At 56.1% G+C, this 20,433-nt stretch carries 16 protein-coding genes; 10 read left to right on the top strand and 6 right to left on the bottom strand.

Features of this window, described 5'->3' with window-relative positions; all coding sequences use genetic code 11:
• Window position 1: 1 nt before the first annotated feature.
• On the top strand, window positions 2-1,531 hold the full coding sequence (locus ABLU67_RS17195; RefSeq protein WP_348852409.1) for a 2-oxo acid dehydrogenase subunit E2: 1,530 nt from the start codon (window positions 2-4) through the stop codon (window positions 1,529-1,531).
• Window positions 1,515-2,912 (top strand): dihydrolipoyl dehydrogenase, encoded by a 1,398-nt coding sequence (gene lpdA / locus ABLU67_RS17200; RefSeq protein WP_032749104.1) that lies wholly within the window; start codon window positions 1,515-1,517, stop codon window positions 2,910-2,912. Before ABLU67_RS17195 ends, lpdA begins: the two co-directional genes overlap by 17 nt.
• 44 nt (window positions 2,913-2,956) lie before the next feature.
• Here lpdA and glgX read toward each other — a convergent pair whose 3' ends face one another.
• From glgX to treZ, 3 genes are read right to left on the bottom strand one after another with little or no spacing between them, the layout of a single operon-like run.
• Entirely contained in the window at window positions 2,957-5,026 is a 2,070-nt protein-coding gene (glgX, locus tag ABLU67_RS17205) for a glycogen debranching protein GlgX (RefSeq protein WP_348852410.1), read from the bottom strand.
• Window positions 5,023-7,575, bottom strand: a complete 2,553-nt coding sequence (treY, locus tag ABLU67_RS17210; protein ID WP_064380387.1) for a malto-oligosyltrehalose synthase — start codon at window positions 7,573-7,575, stop codon at window positions 5,023-5,025. Before treY ends, glgX begins: the two co-directional genes overlap by 4 nt.
• Complete coding sequence (gene treZ, locus ABLU67_RS17215; RefSeq protein ID WP_348852411.1) at window positions 7,572-9,359, bottom strand: malto-oligosyltrehalose trehalohydrolase; 1,788 nt, start codon at window positions 9,357-9,359, stop codon at window positions 7,572-7,574. The genes treY and treZ overlap by 4 nt, the downstream gene beginning before the upstream one ends.
• Before the next feature lie 144 nt (window positions 9,360-9,503).
• Here treZ and ABLU67_RS17220 point away from each other — a divergent pair, with 144 nt between their 5' ends.
• On the top strand, window positions 9,504-10,031 hold the full coding sequence (locus ABLU67_RS17220) for a GNAT family N-acetyltransferase (RefSeq protein WP_014229347.1): 528 nt from the start codon (window positions 9,504-9,506) through the stop codon (window positions 10,029-10,031).
• A 116-nt stretch (window positions 10,032-10,147) separates the two neighbouring features.
• The gene (locus tag ABLU67_RS17225; RefSeq protein WP_025108367.1) at window positions 10,148-11,032 is read left to right on the top strand and encodes an SDR family oxidoreductase; all 885 of its coding nucleotides are present in this window, start codon (window positions 10,148-10,150) and stop codon (window positions 11,030-11,032) included.
• Between the two features lie 53 nt (window positions 11,033-11,085).
• On the opposite strand, the gene ABLU67_RS17230 is transcribed toward ABLU67_RS17225, so the two are convergent.
• Window positions 11,086-11,316 carry a hypothetical protein gene (locus tag ABLU67_RS17230; RefSeq protein WP_014838472.1) on the bottom strand — a complete coding sequence of 77 codons (231 nt, stop codon included), beginning with the start codon at window positions 11,314-11,316 and terminating at the stop codon, window positions 11,086-11,088.
• A gap of 318 nt (window positions 11,317-11,634) precedes the next feature.
• Between ABLU67_RS17230 and ABLU67_RS17235 the strand changes: the two genes are divergently transcribed.
• Window positions 11,635-11,796 carry a YqaE/Pmp3 family membrane protein gene (locus ABLU67_RS17235; protein ID WP_004102047.1) on the top strand — a complete coding sequence of 54 codons (162 nt, stop codon included), beginning with the start codon at window positions 11,635-11,637 and terminating at the stop codon, window positions 11,794-11,796.
• Between the two features lie 57 nt (window positions 11,797-11,853).
• The gene (gene ivy / locus ABLU67_RS17240; RefSeq protein ID WP_348852412.1) at window positions 11,854-12,294 is read left to right on the top strand and encodes an Ivy family C-type lysozyme inhibitor; all 441 of its coding nucleotides are present in this window, start codon (window positions 11,854-11,856) and stop codon (window positions 12,292-12,294) included.
• A gap of 88 nt (window positions 12,295-12,382) precedes the next feature.
• On the opposite strand, the gene nqrE is transcribed toward ivy, so the two are convergent.
• Together nqrE and ABLU67_RS17250 are read right to left on the bottom strand one after the other, a co-directional pair.
• Window positions 12,383-12,994 carry an NADH:ubiquinone reductase (Na(+)-transporting) subunit E gene (gene nqrE / locus ABLU67_RS17245; protein WP_009652200.1) on the bottom strand — a complete coding sequence of 204 codons (612 nt, stop codon included), beginning with the start codon at window positions 12,992-12,994 and terminating at the stop codon, window positions 12,383-12,385.
• A gap of 120 nt (window positions 12,995-13,114) precedes the next feature.
• Window positions 13,115-14,650, bottom strand: a complete 1,536-nt coding sequence (locus tag ABLU67_RS17250; RefSeq protein ID WP_046877562.1) for a cyclic diguanylate phosphodiesterase — start codon at window positions 14,648-14,650, stop codon at window positions 13,115-13,117.
• 308 nt (window positions 14,651-14,958) lie between these two features.
• Here ABLU67_RS17250 and ABLU67_RS17255 point away from each other — a divergent pair, with 308 nt between their 5' ends.
• The 4 genes from ABLU67_RS17255 to ABLU67_RS17270 all read left to right on the top strand — a co-directional run bounded on the left by ABLU67_RS17255 (window position 14,959) and on the right by ABLU67_RS17270 (window position 20,425).
• Entirely contained in the window at window positions 14,959-16,248 is a 1,290-nt protein-coding gene (locus tag ABLU67_RS17255) for a glycoside hydrolase family 10 protein (RefSeq protein WP_162557345.1), read from the top strand.
• A gap of 51 nt (window positions 16,249-16,299) precedes the next feature.
• A complete protein-coding gene (locus tag ABLU67_RS17260) occupies window positions 16,300-16,752 on the top strand; it encodes a nuclear transport factor 2 family protein (protein WP_025108372.1) in 453 nt (150 codons plus the stop codon).
• A gap of 126 nt (window positions 16,753-16,878) precedes the next feature.
• Window positions 16,879-17,301: a hypothetical protein gene (locus ABLU67_RS17265; RefSeq protein WP_200913520.1), complete on the top strand. Its 423-nt coding sequence runs from the start codon at window positions 16,879-16,881 to the stop codon at window positions 17,299-17,301.
• Between the two features lie 16 nt (window positions 17,302-17,317).
• The gene (locus ABLU67_RS17270) at window positions 17,318-20,425 is read left to right on the top strand and encodes a multidrug efflux RND transporter permease subunit (RefSeq protein WP_348852413.1); all 3,108 of its coding nucleotides are present in this window, start codon (window positions 17,318-17,320) and stop codon (window positions 20,423-20,425) included.
• Window positions 20,426-20,433 lie beyond the last annotated feature (8 nt).

The following is a 20,433-nucleotide window of genomic DNA, read 5'->3' on the forward strand; positions in this document are numbered from 1 at the left end:
TATGAGCGATATCAGGACACTTGAAATGCCGAAGTGGGGCCTTTCAATGGAGGAAGGCGTGCTCGCGCGGTGGGCCATCCAGGAGGGTGACCGCTTCGCCAAAGGGCAGGAAATCTGTGAAATTGAGACCAGCAAAATCGTCAATGTTCTGGAGGCCCCCTTCGCCGGTACGCTACGGCGGATAATCGCCCGGGTGGGAGATACCCTCCCGGTCGGCGCTGTTTTGGCGCTGGTAGCTGACTCTTCGGTAAGCGATGCTGAACTGGATGCCTTTGCCGCCAGCCTGGCCGCGGCGCAGCCAGCAGCGCCTGTCACGCAGACTACCGAGCCTGCTGTAGCGACCGTCGCGCCCTCCATTATACCGGCCCCCGCCAATAAGCCTGCGGCATCCATTGGGCAGACCGAGGTACCCACCAGCCTGCAAGGCATAACCGATCCGACTCAGGTGAATGCCACTCCCCATGCGTTACGTCAGTCTGCGCGGTTGGGCGTTGACTTGAAAAAGGTCCAGGGTAGCGGGCGTGGCGAGCGTATCTCTGTCGCTGACCTGGAGAGCGCGATCGTTGCCGCAGGCGGCCGCATCGCCTCTCCGCCGCCGCCCGTTCGTTCCGGCAAAGCGCCGCGATCGCATACCGATGATAGCCAGGTATCGGCAACCCCGTTGGCGCGCCGTCTGGCCAACAAACTGGGGATCAACCTGCACGACTGCCGCAAAAGCGGTTCACTCGGACGGGTGAGCCGTGATGATGTGCTGGCGGCCGCTTTGCTGCTTGATGGGCTACCCCAGGCCGGGGCTCCACAAGCCACGTCAGCGACAGCCTTTGAGACGTTGCCGATGTCCAGTATGCGGCGAGCGATCGCTGGCCGTTTGCAAATGTCCAAGCAACATGCACCCCATTTCCGTTTGACCGTCGATCTCGATCTGGAGCGACTCTTAGCATTGCGTAAGGAAATCAACAGCGAAGTACCCGGCGTCAAGATTTCGGTTAACGATATGCTGGTTAAGGCCTGCGCCATGGCGCTGATAGCCGTGCCGGACGTCAACATACAGTTTGATGAGGCTACCCAGAGCATCCGCCGTTTTGCCGATGCCGACATTTCCGTGGCCGTTGCGCTGCCAGACGGGTTAATTACCCCTATCGTACGTTCGGCCAACAGCAGGTCGATAAGCGACATATCAAACGAAGTTCATTCTCTGATAACCAAAGCCCGGGCGGGCATGCTCAAGCCCGAAGAATTCCAGGGCGGCACCTTTAGCGTGTCAAATCTGGGCATGCTCGGAGTACGGCAGTTTGATGCCATCATAAACCCACCCCAGGGCGCGATCCTTGCGATTGGCGCAGGCGAGCCCCGAGCGGTAGTTCGCGATGGACAAATCGTCGTCCGCCATCAACTGACCGTATTGCTGTCCTGCGATCACCGGGTCATCGATGGGGCGTCAGGCGCGGCTTTTCTCCAGGCGCTCAAGCGGCTGGTTGAAACACCGACGCTGTTGTTTATCGAGGAGACGAGCTATGCACGACAAATATGATGTACTGATAATAGGTGGCGGGCCTGGGGGGTATGTCGCCGCCATTCGTGCCGGCCAGCTAGGGCTTCGTACAGCATTGGTGGAAAAGCAGCATTTAGGGGGGATCTGCCTGAACTGGGGATGCATTCCAACCAAGGCGCTGCTGCATGGTGCAGAGGTGGCGCACAGTATTGCGCATGCCGATCGGCTGGGTTTTAGTCTCAGAGAGGTGAGTTTCGATGTGCAGAAACTGGTGCAGTTTAGCCGCGCCGTGTCGCAACAGCTGACCGGAGGTGTCGAGTACCTGCTGAAGAAAAATGGCGTTACTGTCATTACCGGCACCGCCCGGCTACGTGGAAAGGGGCAAGTAACGGTCGCCGATCCCCGAGGGGAAGAGCGAGACTATCGCGCTGGTCATGTGATCCTTGCGACTGGCGCCCGGCCGCGAGCGTTACCAGGAGTAGAGCCAGATGGTGAGCGAATCTGGACCTATTTTGAGGCCCTGCAGCCTGAGCGCTTACCGGAGTCTCTATTAATCATCGGATCAGGGGCCATCGGAGTCGAGTTCGCCAGCCTTTATAACGATCTTGGCAGTAACGTGACGCTGGTCGAACAAGCCGCGCAGATTCTGCCCGTTGAAGACGCCGAAGTATCCGCTACCGTGCGTAAATCGTTCGAAAAACGCGGTATACACGTCCATAGCCAAACGCTGCTGACGCAGGTACAGCGCACCGATACGGGCGTGCGCTGCACCTTGAAAACCACCGGCGCCGAACAGACCCTTGAAGTCGAACGTGTGCTGTTGGCAGCGGGCGTACAGCCTAATGTGGAAGGCCTGGGGCTGGAAGCGCTGGGAGTCGAGTTGGACCGCGGGTTTATCAAGACGGATGCAGCTTGCCGAACCAACGTATTTGGGCTCTATGCTATCGGCGATGTGGCCGGCCCGCCGTGTCTGGCGCACAAAGCCAGCCACGAAGGCGCGATCTGCGTCGAGACGCTGGCTGGCGTCAAAGGCGTACGCCCTCTTAACCGCGACTATGTGCCCGGTTGTACCTATGCCCGGCCACAGGTTGCCAGCCTGGGCTTGACAGAGGCGAAGGCTCGCGAGACGGGACGGCCAATCAAGATCGGTAAGTTCGCATATCAGGGGAATGGTAAGGCGCTGGCCAGCGGGGAGACGGAGGGTTTTGTAAAGACTGTTTTCGACGCCGAAACCGGCGAGCTGCTGGGCGCGCATATGGTTGGTGAGCAGGTCACTGAACAGATCCAGGGTTTTGGTATCGCGCATCATCTGGAGGCCACAGATGAGAGTCTCTTATCGATGATCTTTGCTCATCCAACGCTTTCTGAAGCCATGCATGAATCCATCCTTGCCGCCAGTGGTCAGCCGCTGCATCAATAATGACAATATAAACCCGGCATTCAACGCCGGGTTTGTCTGAGGCTTTAAGGCCGTCTGAAAAGGGCAATGCTGCGCCCGGCCAGAACAAAATCAATTGTCTCGGTAATGATGACGCCGTCCGTTTTTTCTTCAGCGGTCGACAGCTCAAGAACCCAGCCGCCTTCGCCAAACTGCGGGATCTGGAACGGAACATCGCCCTCAAAGGGATTGAACAGCATCAGCACGTCATGCCAGATGCCCTCCTCCTGTTCAAGATCGGGTCGGCTGATGGCGAGACCTAACGTCGAACCTTCATCCCATTGTTCAGATTGCTGCAGACCGCCGCCGGCGTTAAACCAGCGTATCTCGAGCCCGTCACGCCAGCTTTCACGGCGTAAAAGCGGTTGCTCCGCACGCAGCGCTATCAGACGCTGGGTGAAATGGCGCAACGCATGGTCCTGCTCGGACTGTGCTTCCCAGTTGACCCATGAAATCTCGCTGTCCTGGCAGTAGCCGTTATTATTGCCCTGCTGAGAACGGCCAAACTCATCGCCGGCCAGCAGCATCGGCGTACCGTGGGAGAACAATAACGTGGTCAGGAAATTCCGCTTCTGGCGTTCGCGGACGGCGACGATATCCTGGTTTTCTGTCGGGCCTTCTTCGCCATAATTGCAGGAGCGGTTGTCATTATGCCCGTCGTTATTGTCTTCACCGTTGGCTTCATTATGCTTCTCGTTATACGAAACCAGATCGTTCAACGTGAAGCCGTCATGGGCGGTAATAAAATTGACGCTGGACCACGGACGACGGCCGCGTAAATCGTACAGATCGCCGGAGCCCAGTAAACGGGCGGCAAAGTCGTTGGAAACATTATCCCCCTTCCAGTATTCCCGCACCGTATCACGATATTTGTCGTTCCACTCGCCCCAGCCAGGCGGAAAACCGCCGACCTGATAACCCCCGGGACCGATATCCCAGGGCTCACCAATCAGTTTAAGCTTCGATAAAACCGGATCCTGGGTTATCGCATCGAAAAACCCGCCTCGCGGATCGAAGCCTTCGGGTTCGCGCCCGAGAATGGTCCCCAGATCAAAACGAAAGCCGTCGACGTGCATAGCTTGCGCCCAGTAACGTAGCGAATCCATGACCATCTGCAGCACCCGGGGATGCGAGGTATTCACCGTGTTCCCCGTCCCGGTATCATTTATGTAATAGCGATGCTGGTCCGGCATCGTCCGGTAGTAGGAAAAATTATCAATGCCTTTAAATGAGAGCGTCGGTCCCAGCTCATTGCCTTCCGCGGTGTGGTTGTAAACCACGTCAAGGATCACTTCGATACCGGCATCATGAAATGCGCGCACCATGTCGCGGAAGCCCGCGATACCCGCAGGTCCATAGTAACGGGACGCGGGAGCGAAGAAGCCCAGCGTATTGTAACCCCAGAAGTTTTTTAGCCCTCTGTCGAGCAGATGCCGATCGTCCGGAAACCAGTGTACGGGAAGCAGCTCAACGGAAGTGATGCCCAGGCTCTTGATATAATCGACGGAAGCCTGATGCCCAAGCCCCTCAAATGTGCCGCGAAGCTCCGGGGGAAGCGCCGGATTGCGCTGGGTAAAACCCTTCACATGCGTTTCGTAGATAACCGCATGCGGCCAGGGGACGTCGGGACGATTTTCCCCCTGCCAGTCGAAGGCATCCGGGTCGACAACCTTGCATTTTGGCGTAAATGGCGCGCTATCGCGGGTATCAAAGCTCAGATCTTTCTCCTCATGGCCCAGCTCGTAGCCGAAATGCGCATCGTTCCATTCAATATCGCCTTCCAGCTCCCGCGCGTAAGGATCGATAAGCAATTTGTGTGGATTAAAGCGATGGCCGTTCTCCGGATCGTACGGCCCATAAACCCGATAACCGTATAAGGCTCCGGGCTGCAGACCGGGTACGTAGCCGTGCCAGATTTCGTGTGTATATTCAGGTAGTTCAAGCCGGGCTATTTCCGTTTTTCCGCAAGGATCGAATAAGCACAGCTCAACCCGCTCAGCGTGCGCTGAAAACAGCGCAAAGTTCACGCCCTTTCCGTCAAAATTAGCCCCCAGCTGCTGGCCGTCACCGGGCTCTATTGCAAACGTTTCTTTCATTGTCCCTGTTCCTCTCCACTTTTCTTTTCACTAATAAGCGTCACTAACCACCCCGTTGCTGACGCCAGATCGAGCGCCTCTTCGACAAGACGGTTTTCGCCGGTTAACGCATCGCGATAATGTCGTCCTGCCAGATCTTCGGGTATGGCTACCGCAGAGTTGCCCCACAGCCTGACCGGGGAATCAGCCAATCCGTGCGCCGCGACGTCAAACGCCAGGCGAGGAACCACCACGATAAGGGCCTCCTCGTCGTTGATGCGCGCGTAGGCGATAAGATTCTCTTCCCTGTCACCGGTGACCTTTAATGGTACCCAGTCACCATAATGGAAGAGCGCGGAATGCCGCTGCCTTAACCTGAGAAACGACGCGGTGACGTACTGCTTCAGCTGCCCGTCTCGCCATGCGTTTTCGCTATTAAACAACTCAGGGCCTTCGCTATCGAGGTTATGCGCCAGGACGGCGAAGTCAGGTTCACGTCGGTTATCCGGATCGACAAGGCTGAAGTTCAGCGCCTCGCTCCCCTGATAAATATCCGGTACGCCGGGCGCGGTCAGTTTGATGACCGTCTGGCTGAGGCTGTTCACCAGGCCGGCACGGATAAAAGGCTGCAGGGCGGTGTGAAAATCGTTGAGAAAGAGCGAATTATCCGCAGCGAACAGCTGTTGCGCATAGTTCAGCACAACGCTTTCATAGCTTTCATTGCTGTCGATCCAGTCGGTTCTTTGCTTGGCCTCGCGCAGCGCTTTTTCCATAAAAGCAAGAAAACGCGTCTCGAGTTCTTTCAGCCCTGCGGTATCGTCGGGCAGCAGCGTTGCAGGCCACACGCCGGCGAGCGCCTGATAGATCATCCACGTATCCGCCGCGTTCGGCGCCGTACCGTCGTTCAAAAAACGCACCTGGGTTTGATTCATCTGACGCCAGCGCGCAAGGTTTTCCGCCCACAGCTGCGGGGCTTCCGTTAGGGTGTAAAGGCGGGCGCGCGCATCTTCCCCGCGTTTAGTATCGTGCGTCGACGTTCCCAGCAGCGCGTCGGGCTGGCGGGCAAGACGAATGCGCATCTCCTGGTGAAAACGAGAGAGAGAAAAAGCGCGAGGAGTAGGATCGGCCCCGACTTCGTTCAATGCCAGGTCGAGGTTATGGCGAAAGAACAGCGTATCCTCGACCGATTTAGCCATCAACGGCCCCGTCAGCTGCTGAAAGCGGGTTCTGAAGAGTGACGCGGTGTCGAGGCTACTTCCGTGCAGATTGCCGGTCAGGATGGCGATAATGACCTCAAGCGCCCTGGCATCGGGTTTGTCTTCCCTGGCGTTCACCTGGTCAACCACCCGGTTTAACAGCGTAATATCGCCTGCGGTCAGTCCTTCGGCGGTGCCGTAGGTACGATAGACCGGGAAGGCCAGCAGCAGTTCACGCAAGGCATGGCGCAGCGCGTCGCTCTCAACCGCCATGCTATTACGCTCCGCCAGTTCGGTGGCCAGCCGCAATAAGGTGGTAAATTCACCCTCAAAATTGCGATCCACCATCAGTCCTTTCGCCTCGCGCAGCGCGGTATGGCGATCTATCGCTCCGCCGAGCGCTTCATCATGAACCTGCTGCAGCAGATCGAGGTTATTGTCATCCACCAGCACTTCCGCCAGCGAAGCGATAAACTCATATCCTGTGGTGCCGGAGACGGGCCAGTCGGCGGGCAGCTGCTCGCCTTTGGCGAGGATTTTTTCCACCGTAATGTAGCACTCTGGCCCGGCTGCCTGGCGCAGGCGCTGCAAATACCCCAGCGGGTCGGCAAGGCCATCGATATGGTCAATGCGCAGACCATCGACGATGCCAGAATGCACCAGTTCAAGAATAAGGCGGTGGGTGTCGTCAAACACCGCCGGGTCTTCAACCCGGACGCCAATCAGGCCGGTAATTTCAAAAAAGCGCCGCCAGGAGAGCTGCCTGGGCGCTTCCCGCCAGGACATCAGCCGCCAGCTTTGCGCCTCGTGCAGGGCCAGAATGGCGTCGCGATCCGGAGATGTTAGTAGTTGCTCACCTGTCGCCAGGGTTTGAGGATTCAGGGGCCAGGCCTGGTCATAGTAGACGAACGCCGGCTTCCCGGTTTCCGGATCGCGTTTTAGCGCGAGCGCCCCGCTCTCCAGCTCTGCCTCAAAGGTATCCCCCAGAAACGGCAGCGTAACGGGACGCGTCCAGTCAATATCGAAATAATGGGCCCAGGCGCTGTTTTTGCCCTGCTCGATGACGTCCCGCCACCAGCGATTCTCCAGCGAGGTCGCCATATGGTTGGGAACAATATCCAGAATCAGGCCAATTTGCGCGTTTCGCAGCGCCTTCACCATCCGGTCAAACCCTTCGCGGCCCCCGATGGCCGGATCGATCTCGTTAGGATCGGTAATATCATAGCCATGGGTTGACCCGCTGGTTGCCGTAAAAATCGGCGAGGCGTAAAGATGGCTGATACCCAGGTCTTTGAGATATGGCGCCAGCGCCGCCGCGCGATCGAAGGTCATGCCGTTACGGAACTGAATACGATAGGTTGCGGAAGGGATCATGATGAGGCTTCTCCATGTGCAAAACGGACAACAATACTGTTTGGCGATAACGCCTCCTGCCGCTCCGGCCAGCTAAAAATGACCTCGCCCGCTATTTCCGGCATCGCTGCCCGCTCCTCGCCGATATTCAGCGCCACGGAGAGCGTGCCGCCGGAGAATTGCCAGCTCACCGCCAGCGCCTGCGCCGCCGCGTGCAGGATCATGCCCTCCACGGCCCCTCCCGCCGCGAGCAGCGGGACAATGTAGCGATGGCGCAGCTGGATAAGGTGGCGCGTAAAGCGCAGCCAGGCTTTCCCCTCCTCGCTTGCCGCCTTCTGCCAGTCGAGCTTAGAACGGATAAAGGTCCGGGGATCGTTCGGGTCAGGGACTGGTGCATCGTGTCCCGCGTGCCCGGCAAACTCTTTAGCCCGCCCTTCCCGCACCGCCTTCGCGAGGTCGCCATGAAAATCGGTAAAGAACAGAAAGGGGTTCGTCTCCGCAAACTCTTCGCCCATAAACAGCAAAGGAATGTGGGGCGACAGAAGCAATGCGGCGAGCAGAACGCGCGTTTTCCCGGCGCCGGCAAGAGAAATCAGCCTCTCCCCCTGCGCACGGTTCCCGGTCTGATCGTGATTCTGAATAAAGTCGACAAAAAACTGCGGCGGCTGAGCGGCGCAGGCCACGCCGCGTGGCTTTCCGGTTTGCGCAGAAAGCTCACCCTGGTAGACAAACCCTTCGGCCAGCGCCCTTGCGACATTCTTTGCCGGCTGATGCGCAAAATCCTGATAATAGGCGTGCGTTTCGCCGGTCGCGAAAACGTGGGCGGCGTTATGAAAGTCATCGTTCCACTCGGCGGTAAAGAGCGGCGTCTGTCCGTTCTCATCGCGCGGATGGAGGAAAATCACGTTCCGGCTGTCTTCGGTGGTGAGGTGGATGTGGCGGTCGGGAATCGCGGCGCGGATATTTTCGGCTATTTCTATCAGTACGTGCCTGGCGGAGCGATCTTCAATCTGATCGATAGCATCAAAGCGCAGCCCATCGAGCTGGTATTCGGTCAGCCAGAACAGCGGCGCCTCGGTAATATACTGCCGCACGGCCTCGGTTTCATAGGCGATAGCGTTACCCCACGGGGTCATCCGGTCCTGATGAAAAAAGCCCGGCGACAGCAGAGAGAGATAGTTGCCTTCCGGGCCAAAATGGTTCAGTACGATATCGAGAACCACCGATAGCCCTAACCCGTGGGCGGCATCAATAAAGGCGTGAAAATCCTCCGGTGCGCCATACGCTGCGTGCGGCGCATAGAGTAATACGCCGTCGTAACCCCAGCCGCGGGAACCGCCAAACTGGGCTACGGGCATGACCTCTATCTGGGTGATCCCCAGCTCCGCCAGATAAGGCAGCTTTTCGATGGCGGCCAGAAAGGTGCCATCCGGCGTAAAGGTGCCCGGATGAAGTTCATATATCACGGTTTCTTCCCACGGACGTCCTTTCCAGCCAGCGTTAACCGGCTGAAAACGCCTGGGGTCGATGACCACCGAAGGGCCGTTAACATCATCGCGTTGCGCGCGCGACGCCGGGTCCGGAATGCGCGTGCCGTCGGCTAAACGGAGCATATATTCATCACCATGCTTTACGCCGGGGACGTCAATCTGGAACCAGCCCTCTCCCGCGGCGTCCATCGGAATATCCCGGCCCGTCAGGCTCAGCGTCATCGTTTTTTGACCTTCGGCCCAGACGCGAAAGCGGACCGTGTCCGCGGCAATGAACTCCGCCCCCCAATGTTTTTTAAATACTCTGGATTCCATTAAATATCCTCAAATGACCTGTGGAAAATGCGGCATGAATATAAGATTAGACCAGGTTTAAACGCGTGCGCTGTTGTTGGCGAGGCTGATATTTTTAAAGGCGTTGTCTATGATTAATAAATCGCTTAAAAAACAAGGAATGCTATGCAGATTCGTAAAGGATTAAATTCCGACCTGGCTCGTCTGGAATATTGTGATTTTTCCTTCACCGTCAGCCAGATTGCCACCGGCCCCTTTGTCAATAATGATCTGAAAATTGAAACACTTCCCAGCACTTATAATAAAACCTATGAACTGGATATCCAGACGCTGGAAAACCACTGCGTTAATCCGGATGCTATATTTTTAATCGCGGAAACCGACGCGGGGCAAGTGGCCGGATTTATTACTGCTTCCTTGATCTGGAACAAGTTTATTTCCGTGGATTATATCGCCATCGAGCGCTCACAGCGCAGAACGGGCGCGGCCAACAAGCTCATGGCGGCAGCCCATATATGGGCCCGGAGCATGAGCGCGGCGGGATTAAAGCTGGAAACCCAGAACGTCAACGTTCCCGCCTGCCTTTTCTATCGAAATTATGGCTTTACCCTGGGCGGATACGATCGTTATCTCTACAGCGCGTTACCGGAAAAAGATGAAATTGCGTTGTTCTGGTATTACATGTTGACTTAAAAGCCAGGTAAATAATTCCTGGTTTTACGATGTTAATTATTCCTGGTTTGCGCTTTTTTTATCGCCCAAACGCAGTCATTGACTAATCTTAAATTTCATTTATTAAGGAGGCCGGTATGACAACAGGAAATAACCCAACGCTACACTATCCACTTCCGCCGTTTGTCGAGCAGCCGCAGCAACCCCCGGGGCTGGCATCCGAAATGAAGCCCCTTCCCGATCACGGAGAGACCAGCTATACCGGTTCCGGAAAGCTGGCGGGGAAAAAAGCGCTGATTACCGGCGGTGATTCGGGAATTGGTCGGGCTGTCGCGATTGCCTACGCGCGGGAAGGCGCGGATGTCGCTATCGGCTACCTGCCGGAGGAGGAGTCCGACGCGGCTGCCGTTATCGCGCTGATCCAGGCCGAGGGAAGAAAAGCCGTCGCCATTCCCGGCGATATTCGGATTGAGTCATTTTGCGATACCCTGGTTGAAAAAGCGGTCGCTGAGCTGGGCGGGCTGGATATTCTGGTTAACAACGCCGGCAGGCAGCAGTATTGTGAATCCATTGAGACGTTAACGACCGCCGCGTTTGACGCCACGTTTAAAACCAACGTTTATGCGCCCTTCTGGATAACCAAAGCCGCGCTTCGTCATCTCTCTCAGGGGGCGGCGATCATTAACACCTCTTCCGTGCAGGCGTTTAAACCCAGTGAGATCCTGCTGGATTATGCCCAGACCAAAGCCTGCAACGTGGCGTTTACCAAATCGCTGGCTAAGCAGCTTGGTCCGCGCGGTATCCGCGTTAACGCCGTGGCGCCCGGCCCGTACTGGACTCCGCTGCAGTCAAGCGGCGGCCAGCCGCAAGAGAAAGTTCAGCATTTTGGTGAGGATACGCCGCTCGGCAGACCGGGACAGCCGGTCGAGATTGCGCCCCTTTACGTTCTCCTCGCCTCAGATGCCTGCTCGTACGCTTCCGGTCAGGTCTGGTGCTCAGACGGCGGTACCGGCGTCGCATAAAAGAAGCGCTCGTCGCTGTCGCGCGCTGTTCCAGCTCGCCGCAGCGGCGAACGCTAGCCGCAGAGAAGAAACTGGATGAGGGTAATCAGCAAATAAAAACCGCAGACGATTTGCAAAACTCTCCAGCCCCACCTGAAATAACGCCACTGATAACGCTCCCTGGCATTCGCCTGCGCAATAGCGGGTTCCAGGACCTGCTTTTTCTGCTTCCTTCTAACCATGCTCCAGCCCCACCCGACAATGGTCAGGATGACGATAACTTTATAAAGGATAATGTTGTCCATGCCGCCGCCATTTCATGATGGGATAAATCTCCCCGCCAGTGTAGCGCACTTCCCGCCTCGTTACCTGCATTCCTTATTTACGTTTAAATGCGTTTACGATGGAACACTCTTGCTTTGTCAGCGTTGCTGACGCAAGCCTCACCCTGGAATAATCTTATATATGTCAGAAAGGTGAATTGGGGCTTTTCTATTTATTAAATATGTAGTAACGAGGCGCGGGTAATATTAGCAGTCTTATTATTCAAAAAGTTAAAATTTGCAAAAACAGGCTCAACCGCTAAAATAATTATGAGCTAACTCACTAAACAGGGAGATATTATGGGTTTTTGGCGAATTGTGTTGACGATTATTCTACCCCCGCTTGGCGTACTGCTGGGTAAAGGCTTTGGTTGGGCGTTTATCCTCAATATTATTTTAACGATCCTCGGCTATATTCCAGGCCTTATCCACGCTTTTTGGGTTCAGACCAAAAACAGCTAATCAGAGCCATTATCACCGGCCATCAAACGGAATCAGAGAGTTCGCAGGAGCAATTTTATGCTTAAACACTTAACCGCTATCGCTTTTCTGGCTGCATCCACCCACGCCATGGCGCAAACCGATATGACGCTGGACGGTCTGGCCAAAAAGGAACCGGCAGCCTTTAGCCAGATGGTTAAAGGGCATACCCTGCCCGCCTGGATAAAGTCCGGCGGCACGGGCTCGCCTGCCCGGACGGTGAAGCTTGGCGCCGAGGTCTATCAGGTATTCAGCGTCTGCAAGCCCCACGACTGCGCAGCGGAGCGCTTCGCCGTGCTGTGGTCGGAAAAATCCGGAGAGATGTCCGGGCTTTATTCCGCCGTTGACGAAAAAACCGCCCTGGAGACACTGACCTGGCTGAATGTTAGCGATGAGCGCTCTATCGATGGCAAGACGGTGCTCTTTGCCGCCCTGAGCGGCAGCCTGGAGAACCATCCGGATGCGTTTAACTACCCGTAGTAAAACGCTGAGGCAATAATTTCGCGCCTTCTGCCGTACAACCCCAGGGTCTGGACGGCAGAATCACTCCCCCGACGTTCAGCGCAGCCTACAGCGAGATGCCGGCGAACGACATAAACCCCAGCGACATTAAGCCGGCGGTAATAAATACGCTACCTAAACCGCGTAAGCCTTTAGGCATATTGGCATATTTCAGCTTTTCACGAATGCCGGCCAGCGCCACAATCGCCAGCGCCCAGCCAATACCGCACCCGGTGCCATAAGTCAGTGATTCAAGAAAGCTGTATTCACGCTGCACCATAAAAATCGTCGCGCCGAAAATGGCGCAGTGGATAGTTAACAGCGGCAGGAACGGCCCCAGAGCATGGTTTAACGCGTGGAAATATTTGTCGATCACCATTTCGAGGATCTGCACCAGCGCCGCAAGAACGCCGATAAACGTGATGAAATCGAGGAAGCTCAGGTCAACCCCTTCGATCAGGGCGTTCTCTTTCAGCAGATAATGGTAAATCAGGTTGTTAATCGGCGTCGCAATGGCCAGCAGCGCCGTCACGGTTACCCCGAGGCGAAATGCGACATCGATTTTTTTGGAGATAGCGAGAAAAGTACACATCCCGAGGAAAAAATTGAGCGCCATATTTTCAACGAAAACCGCGCGGATAAAAATATTGAGATGAGATTCAAACAAGACAACCTCCATGTTGTTGAGTTGTTTCTCAATAATGCCAAATTTTCAGCTTGAACGGGTTATTATTACTCGGTTTTGCCGAGTCGATCACCTTTTAATTTCCTGTGTTTTGCGTGGGCAAGAGCGTCGCCTTTAGCGTCTTCCTGACTCGCTAAACGAGCGAGGAAGCATCTGAATAAACGCATCGACCGGCACCGGTTTAGAAAAGTAATAGCCCTGATAGAGGGTAATCCCCATATTTTTGAGCATCGCGAGCTGCTCCTTATCCTCGATGCCCTCAGCAATAATCTGGCAATGAAACTTCCTGGCCAGATTAACCATATTCTTCACCACCAGCGCGGAAGCCGTGTTGGTCACAATGTTGAGGGTAAAGACCTTATCGATTTTGATAATCTCAGGATTAAATTGCTGGATGTAGCTGTAGTTCGCGTAGCCGGTACCAAAATCATCCAGCGAAAACTGAACGCCGATACGCCTGAGTTTGTCCGTCACCGCTGATGTTTGCCGGGTATTTTCGATCGACTCCCGCTCGGTTATCTCCAGAACAAGGCGGACTTGCGCCTCTTTCATCTGCTGGATAAACGTCTGGCACAGGGTCACTATTTCGTCGTCCTGAAAGTTTACCGAACTGGTGTTAAAGCAAATAAACAGCCCTCCAGGGATAACGGATTGATGGCGCCGAAGCTGACGGATCACCTCGGCAAAGCAAATCGCCGTCACGTCTTTAATCAAGCCGGTCTGCTCTGCCACGGAAATAAATTTATCCGGCGCAATAAATCCCTGCTTCGGATGTTCCCAGCGCACCAGCACCTCACCGCCGATAACCGCTCCGCTGTCATTGTTGATAATTGGCTGAATATAGGGCTTGAGCTGCTTCAGTTCGATAGCCTTTCTGAGCTGATACTCAATCGTATTCCGGTAGCGGAGGTAGTTTCTGAATAAAAAGGTGAGCAGCAAGGAGGCCAGAATAATGGCGATAAGCGTGTGTTGCTCATAGCGGATAAACGCACCGACGCCAGAGGCGTAGCCGCGGTCGGCAATCACCGAATAGGTAAACAGCTCAGAGGCCAGGCGCACGGGAACCTTGATATCCGGCGTCGCCGTCACTTCCCCTTTGCGGGTCATTATCCGATCGCCAACCTGAAGATAGAGATGCGCATCGCCATCAAGAACGGTCAAAATGTTGTATAAATAATAGCCGTCAACGCCAACCAGAATCGTATTTCCCCGCTCATCCTGTTCGCTGTAAACCATCAAGGGATGAAATGGCGTGATTTCGCTGCCGCTCAGCAGGCGCAGAGCGCCATGCGTATACTGGCGGCGATCGAACTGAAATTTACGCCCGCCAAAAACCGAGGTGCAGTATATTTCGTTATCTTTACCTAAATTCACCGTGCGCACATCGGGAATGGTGGCCACCAGCGTGCGCAGCTCCGTCAGGACATTCTCGCTACAGCTTTTACCATAAAAAGGCTCAGCCAGATCGGCTGCCTGCTCCGCATGAGAGACGGTCACATCGAGGCTGGCTATCGCCTGCTGCAGGCGCGAATGGATATCTTGATCCACCTTTTTTTGCATTTGCCAGTAGCAAAGCCCGGTGCCCAGGCTCAGTAGCGCAAGCAGAAACAGGAGTATCCACAGACGATGGCGTGATGATGAGTAGTTCATTGTGCTAATCCAGTTTGACTCGCCGGAAAAGGCCAAAGGTCAATTGTTTGGCCAAATTTTAATAAATCCTGTTTATACTCGCCCTGAACCGATCAAGTTTTAATGCATATCAATGATATATCATGGCAAACCATTGCGCGGCGCAGGAGGCGTTTTCTGCGTCTGAGGTTTGCGTGCTTATGCCGCCGCATCTGTAGCTAAATGATTGACTTAAAGCCGAATAATATGAAAATGACTCTTTTGTGCGATGACCAGAAAAGCTGGCAAATATGATGACGATCCGCTCTCGTAAGTTTATTCTGAACAAGGTGAAAATATCCGCGGTAGCTATAGCTGCCGCGCTGCTGTTAGCCCACTGCGGTAGCAAACCGCCCGTTTCTCTTGTCACGCCCATGCCGCCCGCGGCCCGCCAGCCGACGTTGCCCAAAAGCCAGGAGCCGGTGCGCGGCGTCTGGCTGACGACCGTGTCGCGCCTCGACTGGCCGCCGCTGGAATCCGTCAATGGCGGCATTAGCGCCGAACGGCGCATCGCCCTGCAGCAGCAGGCGCTGGTTGCCAAGCTGGATAATTTAAAAAGCCTCGGCATTAACACCGTCTTCTTCCAGGTGAAACCGGATGGCACCGCGCTCTGGCCATCGAAGATTCTGCCGTGGTCCGATATGCTGACCGGCAAAATCGGTGAGGATCCGGGCTACGATCCGCTCAAGTTTATGCTGGATGAAGCCCATAAGCGCGGCATGCGCGTTCATGCCTGGTTTAACCCCTATCGCGTCTCGGTCAATACGCGGCCGAAAACCGTCACCGAACTGAACAGCACGCTGTCGCAGGTTCCCGCCAGCGTATACGTCCTGCACCCTGAGTGGATTCGCACCTCCGGCGATCGCTTCGTGCTCGATCCGGGCATTCCGGAAGTTCGCGACTGGATCACCAGCATCGTGGCCGAGGTTGTGGAGCATTACCCGGTTGACGGCGTCCAGTTCGACGATTACTTCTACACCGAATCACCGGGATCGGCCCTTAACGACAACCGGACGTTCCAGCAGTACGGCCAGGGCTTTGCCGCGAAAGCGGACTGGCGGCGGCACAACACGCAGCTGCTGATTGAGCAGGTTTCCCGCACCATCAAGCAGCTGAATCCCGATGTTGAATTTGGCGTCAGTCCGGCAGGCGTCTGGCGCAACCGCTCCCACGATCCGGCGGGTTCAGATACCCGCGGCGCAGCGGCCTACGATGAGTCGTATGCGGATACCCGCCTCTGGGTCCAGCAGGGATGGCTGGACTACATCGCGCCGCAGATTTACTGGCCTTTCGCCCGCGACGCGGCCCGCTACGATGTGCTGGCAAAGTGGTGGGCTGACGTGGTGAAACCCACCCATACCCGCCTCTATATCGGCGTGGCGCTGTACAAAGTTGGCGAGCCATCGAAGAACGAACCTGACTGGATGATTAGCGGCGGCGTGCCGGAGCTGAAAAAGCAGCTTGATTTGAATGAATCCATGCCGCAAATTCAGGGCACGATTTTATTCAGAGAGAATTACCTCAATCAGCCGCAAACCCAGCAGGCCGTTAACTACCTGAAAAGCCGCTGGGGAAGCTGATGCACTCACCTGACAGGCCAGGCGCCTGGTATCAACCCCACCGGAGGATGTATGTTGAAAAAATCGATCGTCGCCTTTTCCTTGTTCTGCGCTCTGACACCCGCCGTTTTTGCGGGCAACAGTGAAAATGAACAGCTGAATAAAAAGAATGTTATTGATTTTTATAATAAAGCGTTAAATGACAAAGACTTTGCCGCCGCCAGACCCTATCTGGGAGACCGCTACGTACAGCATAACCCGATGGCGAAAGACGGCGTTGCAGGCTTTGAGCAATTTATCGCCTTCCTGAAGAACAAATATCCCGACTCGCACAGCGAAATTAAGCAGGCGTTTGTCGACGGCGATCATGTGATCCTGCACGTTGAGGTCACCGGCCGCGAGCCGGGCGTGACGCGGGCGATTATCGATATCTTCCGCGTCGACGAGCAGCATAAAATCGTTGAACACTGGGACGTGACCCAGAACGTTCCGCAAAAAACCGCCAGCGGCAACGGCATGTTTTAAATCCTGAGCAGGCGTATCCTGCTCATCCCCCCTCGCTTTCCCCGTTTACTCTTCGTACAGATGAACGCTTGTTTAAACAGTTTATTTACTTTACTGTAAAGTAAATAAACTGGCGGAGTGAATCTGATGATTAACAAAGAAAAATGGGGAAAGCTTTTTTATTTCATTGCATTAGCCATTTTCCCCTGCGCGATGAACGCCGCTTTACCCAGCCTGCCCGCGCAGGGCGCCCCGCTCTATGACGCCTGCTCGCACCTACAAGAACCGTCCGAGGCCTGGCGCTGTCGCGCCCTGCTCATTAGCCAGCGCGTGGAACAGCGGCAACGCTATCTGCACTTTTTACTGCAGCAGAATATTTTCAGCATTCAAACCTACGACTATCTGTGGAGTGAGTACCAGCGTACGACGTCATGTTCTGAGATCGGCGCCTTCTTGATGAGCAAAGTCCACGATGAGGCATTCCATGGGCTGCCCTTTACCCCGCTTCCGCCCGACGATGCGATAAACGCGCCGCCCGCCGTGTTTGCTCTGCAAGCATCCCTTAACTGACCGAAGGTGCACCACGATGCTGGCTCGCTTTTTTGTGTTTCGCCCGGTTTTCGCCGTCGTCATCGCCATCTGTATTATGGCGGCCGGTGCCCTTGCCCTGCTGACCCTGCCGGTTGAACAGTATCCGGATATCGCCCCGCCCGGCGTCAACGTCACGGCAAACTACCCCGGCGCCTCGGCTGAAACCGTGGAAGACAGCGTGACGCAGGTGCTGGAGCAGCAGATTAAAGGCATCGACGGCCTGCTTTATTTTTCCTCCAGCAGCAGTTCAGCGGGCCAGGCGCGCATTAGCCTCAGTTTTGATCAGCGCATTAACCCTGACATGGCGCAGGTACAGGTGCAAAACGCCGTCAATCAGGCTATCACGCGCTTACCGCAGGAGGTGCAGCAGCAAGGGATCGCGGTGACCAAATCACAGGGAGACAGCCTGATGGTGGTGGCCCTGTATGACCAAAGCCGGTCGTTAACCAGCCTCGATATTAGCGACTTTCTCGTCAGTTCCCTGCAGGAGCCGCTGAGCCGGGTTGAAGGCGTCGGAGAAACCACCGTTTTCGGCGCCCAGTATGCAATGCGCATCTGGCTCAATCCGCTGCAGCTGACCAGCTATGGTCTGATGCCCTCCGACGTGCAGGCCGCCATCGAGGCGCAGAATTCGCAGGTCACCAGCGGTGAAATCGGCTCGCTGCCCACGCTGGAGGGGCAGTATCTGAATGCAACGGTCACCACCCAGTCCCGCCTTGAGCGTCCGGAACAGTTCGAAAACATTATCCTGCGCACCCACAACGACGGCTCGGTGGTCTATCTGCGCGATGTCGCCCGGGTGGAGATCGGCGCGGAAAACTATCAAAACCAAACCACGCTCAACGGTTTCCCCTCCGCCGGGATCTCAATTCAGCTGGCCTCGGGGGCTAACGCGCTGGCGACGGCGGAGAAGATCCGGGCGGAGGTCGAACGCCTGACGCCGCGCTTTCCGCAAGGCGTTGTCGCCGCTTACCCGCGCGACAGCACGCCGTTCGTGACGGTCTCTATTGAAAGCGTGGTGCGTACGCTGATAGAGGCGATTCTTTTTGTGGTGGCCGTCATGTACCTCTTTCTTCAGAGCTGGCGGGCTACGCTGATCCCGACGCTCACGGTGCCGGTGGTTCTGCTCGGCACCTTCGGCATCCTCAGCCTGCTGGGCTACAGCATTAATACCCTCACCCTGTTTGCGATGGTTCTGGCAATCGGTTTACTGGTTGATGACGCCATCGTGGTGGTGGAGAACGTTGAACGCCTGATGGCGGAGGAGGATCTTACCCCGCCTGAAGCCACCCTGCGCTCGATGAATGAGATCGCCGGCGCGCTGATTGGCATCGCGCTGGTTCTCTCTGCGGTATTTATCCCGATGGCGTTTTTCGGCGGCTCGGTGGGGATTATCTACCGCCAGTTCAGCGTCACCATCGTCTCGGCAATGGCGCTCTCTGCGCTGGTGGCGTTAACCCTGACGCCGACGCTGTGCGCCCATCTGCTTAAATCCGGGCACCTTAAAAAAGGGCGATTCTTCACCTGTTTCAACCGCGGCGTCGCCGCCAGCCAGAACCGTTACCTCGCCATACTCCGGCGGATAACCGTTCGCCCGCTCCGCTTTGTGCTGCTGGCCCTGACGCTGACGCTTTTGATGCTCTGGCAGTATCAGAAGCTGGCCAGCGGCTTTCTGCCCGAAGAGGATCAGGGCGCGGTGATGGTTCAGTTTACGCTCCCATCCGGTTCGCCGATGGCGATGACCGAGGCGGTCGGCGCGGACATTACCCGCTATTTCATGGCCGAGGAGGAGGATAACCTCAACGTCATCTTTATGGTCACCGGCAGAAACAACGCCGGCAGCGGGCAGAACGTCGGGATGGCCTTCGCCGAACTAAAGCACTGGGACGCGCGTCCCGGGGAACAGAACAGCGCGCAGGCGATTATCGCGCGGGCGAACCGGTACTTTTTAAAAAACGCCCGGCTGGCCACCATCAGCGTCATGTCGCCGCCTACCGTACGCGGACTCGGGCAGTCGAGCGGCTTTGAACTCTGGCTGCAGGACAGCGCGGAAAACGGCCGCCAGGCGCTCATCGAGGCGCAAACCACCCTCCTCACTGCCGCCAGGCAAACCCCGACGCTGGACGCCGTGCGAATTAATAGTCTGGAGGAGAAAGCGCAGCTGCAGGTGGATATCGACAGACAAAAAGCCCAGGCCCAGGGGCTGGATCAGGGCGCCATCAATAGCACCCTTTCTGCGGCCTGGGGCGGCGTGTACATCAACGATTTTATCGACCGCGGGCGCGTTAAGCGCGTGTATATGCAGGGGGATGCGGCCTGGCGTTCGACGCCGGATAATTTATCCGCCTGGTTTGTCCGCGGCGACAGCAACAACATGGCCTCCTTCGACAGCTTCTCATCATTCCGCTGGACCACCGGGCCGCAAATGCTCCAGCGGTTTAACGGACTGTCGGCCGTGCAGTTTCAGGGAAACGCGGCGCCGGGCGTCAGTTCCGGTGCGGCGATGGCGACGATGTCCGAACTGGTGGGCGAGCTGAGCGGGTTTGAAAGGCAATGGAGCGGTTTATCCTGGCAGGAGCAGACCTCCTCAGTGCAGACGTTATGGGTATACCTGGCGTCGCTGGCCTTTATGTTTTTGTGTCTCGCCGCCTTATATGAAAGCTGGTCGATTCCTGTCGCCGTACTGCTGATCGTCCCGTTAGGCATTCTTGGGGCCGTGAGCGCTTCGTTGCTCGCCGGATACGAAAACGATATCTACTTTCAGGTCGGTATGCTGACGACCATGGGGCTTTCCGCCAAAAACGCGATTCTGATCGTTGAGTTCGCCCTGGCGCGGTTTCAGCAAGGTAAAACGCTGGCCGACGCGGCGCTGGAGGGCGCTCGCCTGCGCTTGCGCCCCATCGTGATGACCTCACTTGCATTTGTTGTCGGCGTTATCCCTCTGGTACTCTCTACCGGCGCCGGCGCTTCCAGCCAGCGTGAGATTGGCGCCGCGGTGATCGGCGGTATGCTCACCGGGACGCTGCTGACCTTGCTCTTCGTTCCACTCTTTTTCCTGCTGGTACAGCAAGGAATGATGCGCCTTAAAGGGCGCAAACGGTAAGGACTCAA

The organism is Klebsiella sp. GN_Kp190 (genome assembly GCF_040061795.1).
Lineage (GTDB): Bacteria > Pseudomonadota > Gammaproteobacteria > Enterobacterales > Enterobacteriaceae > Klebsiella > Klebsiella michiganensis.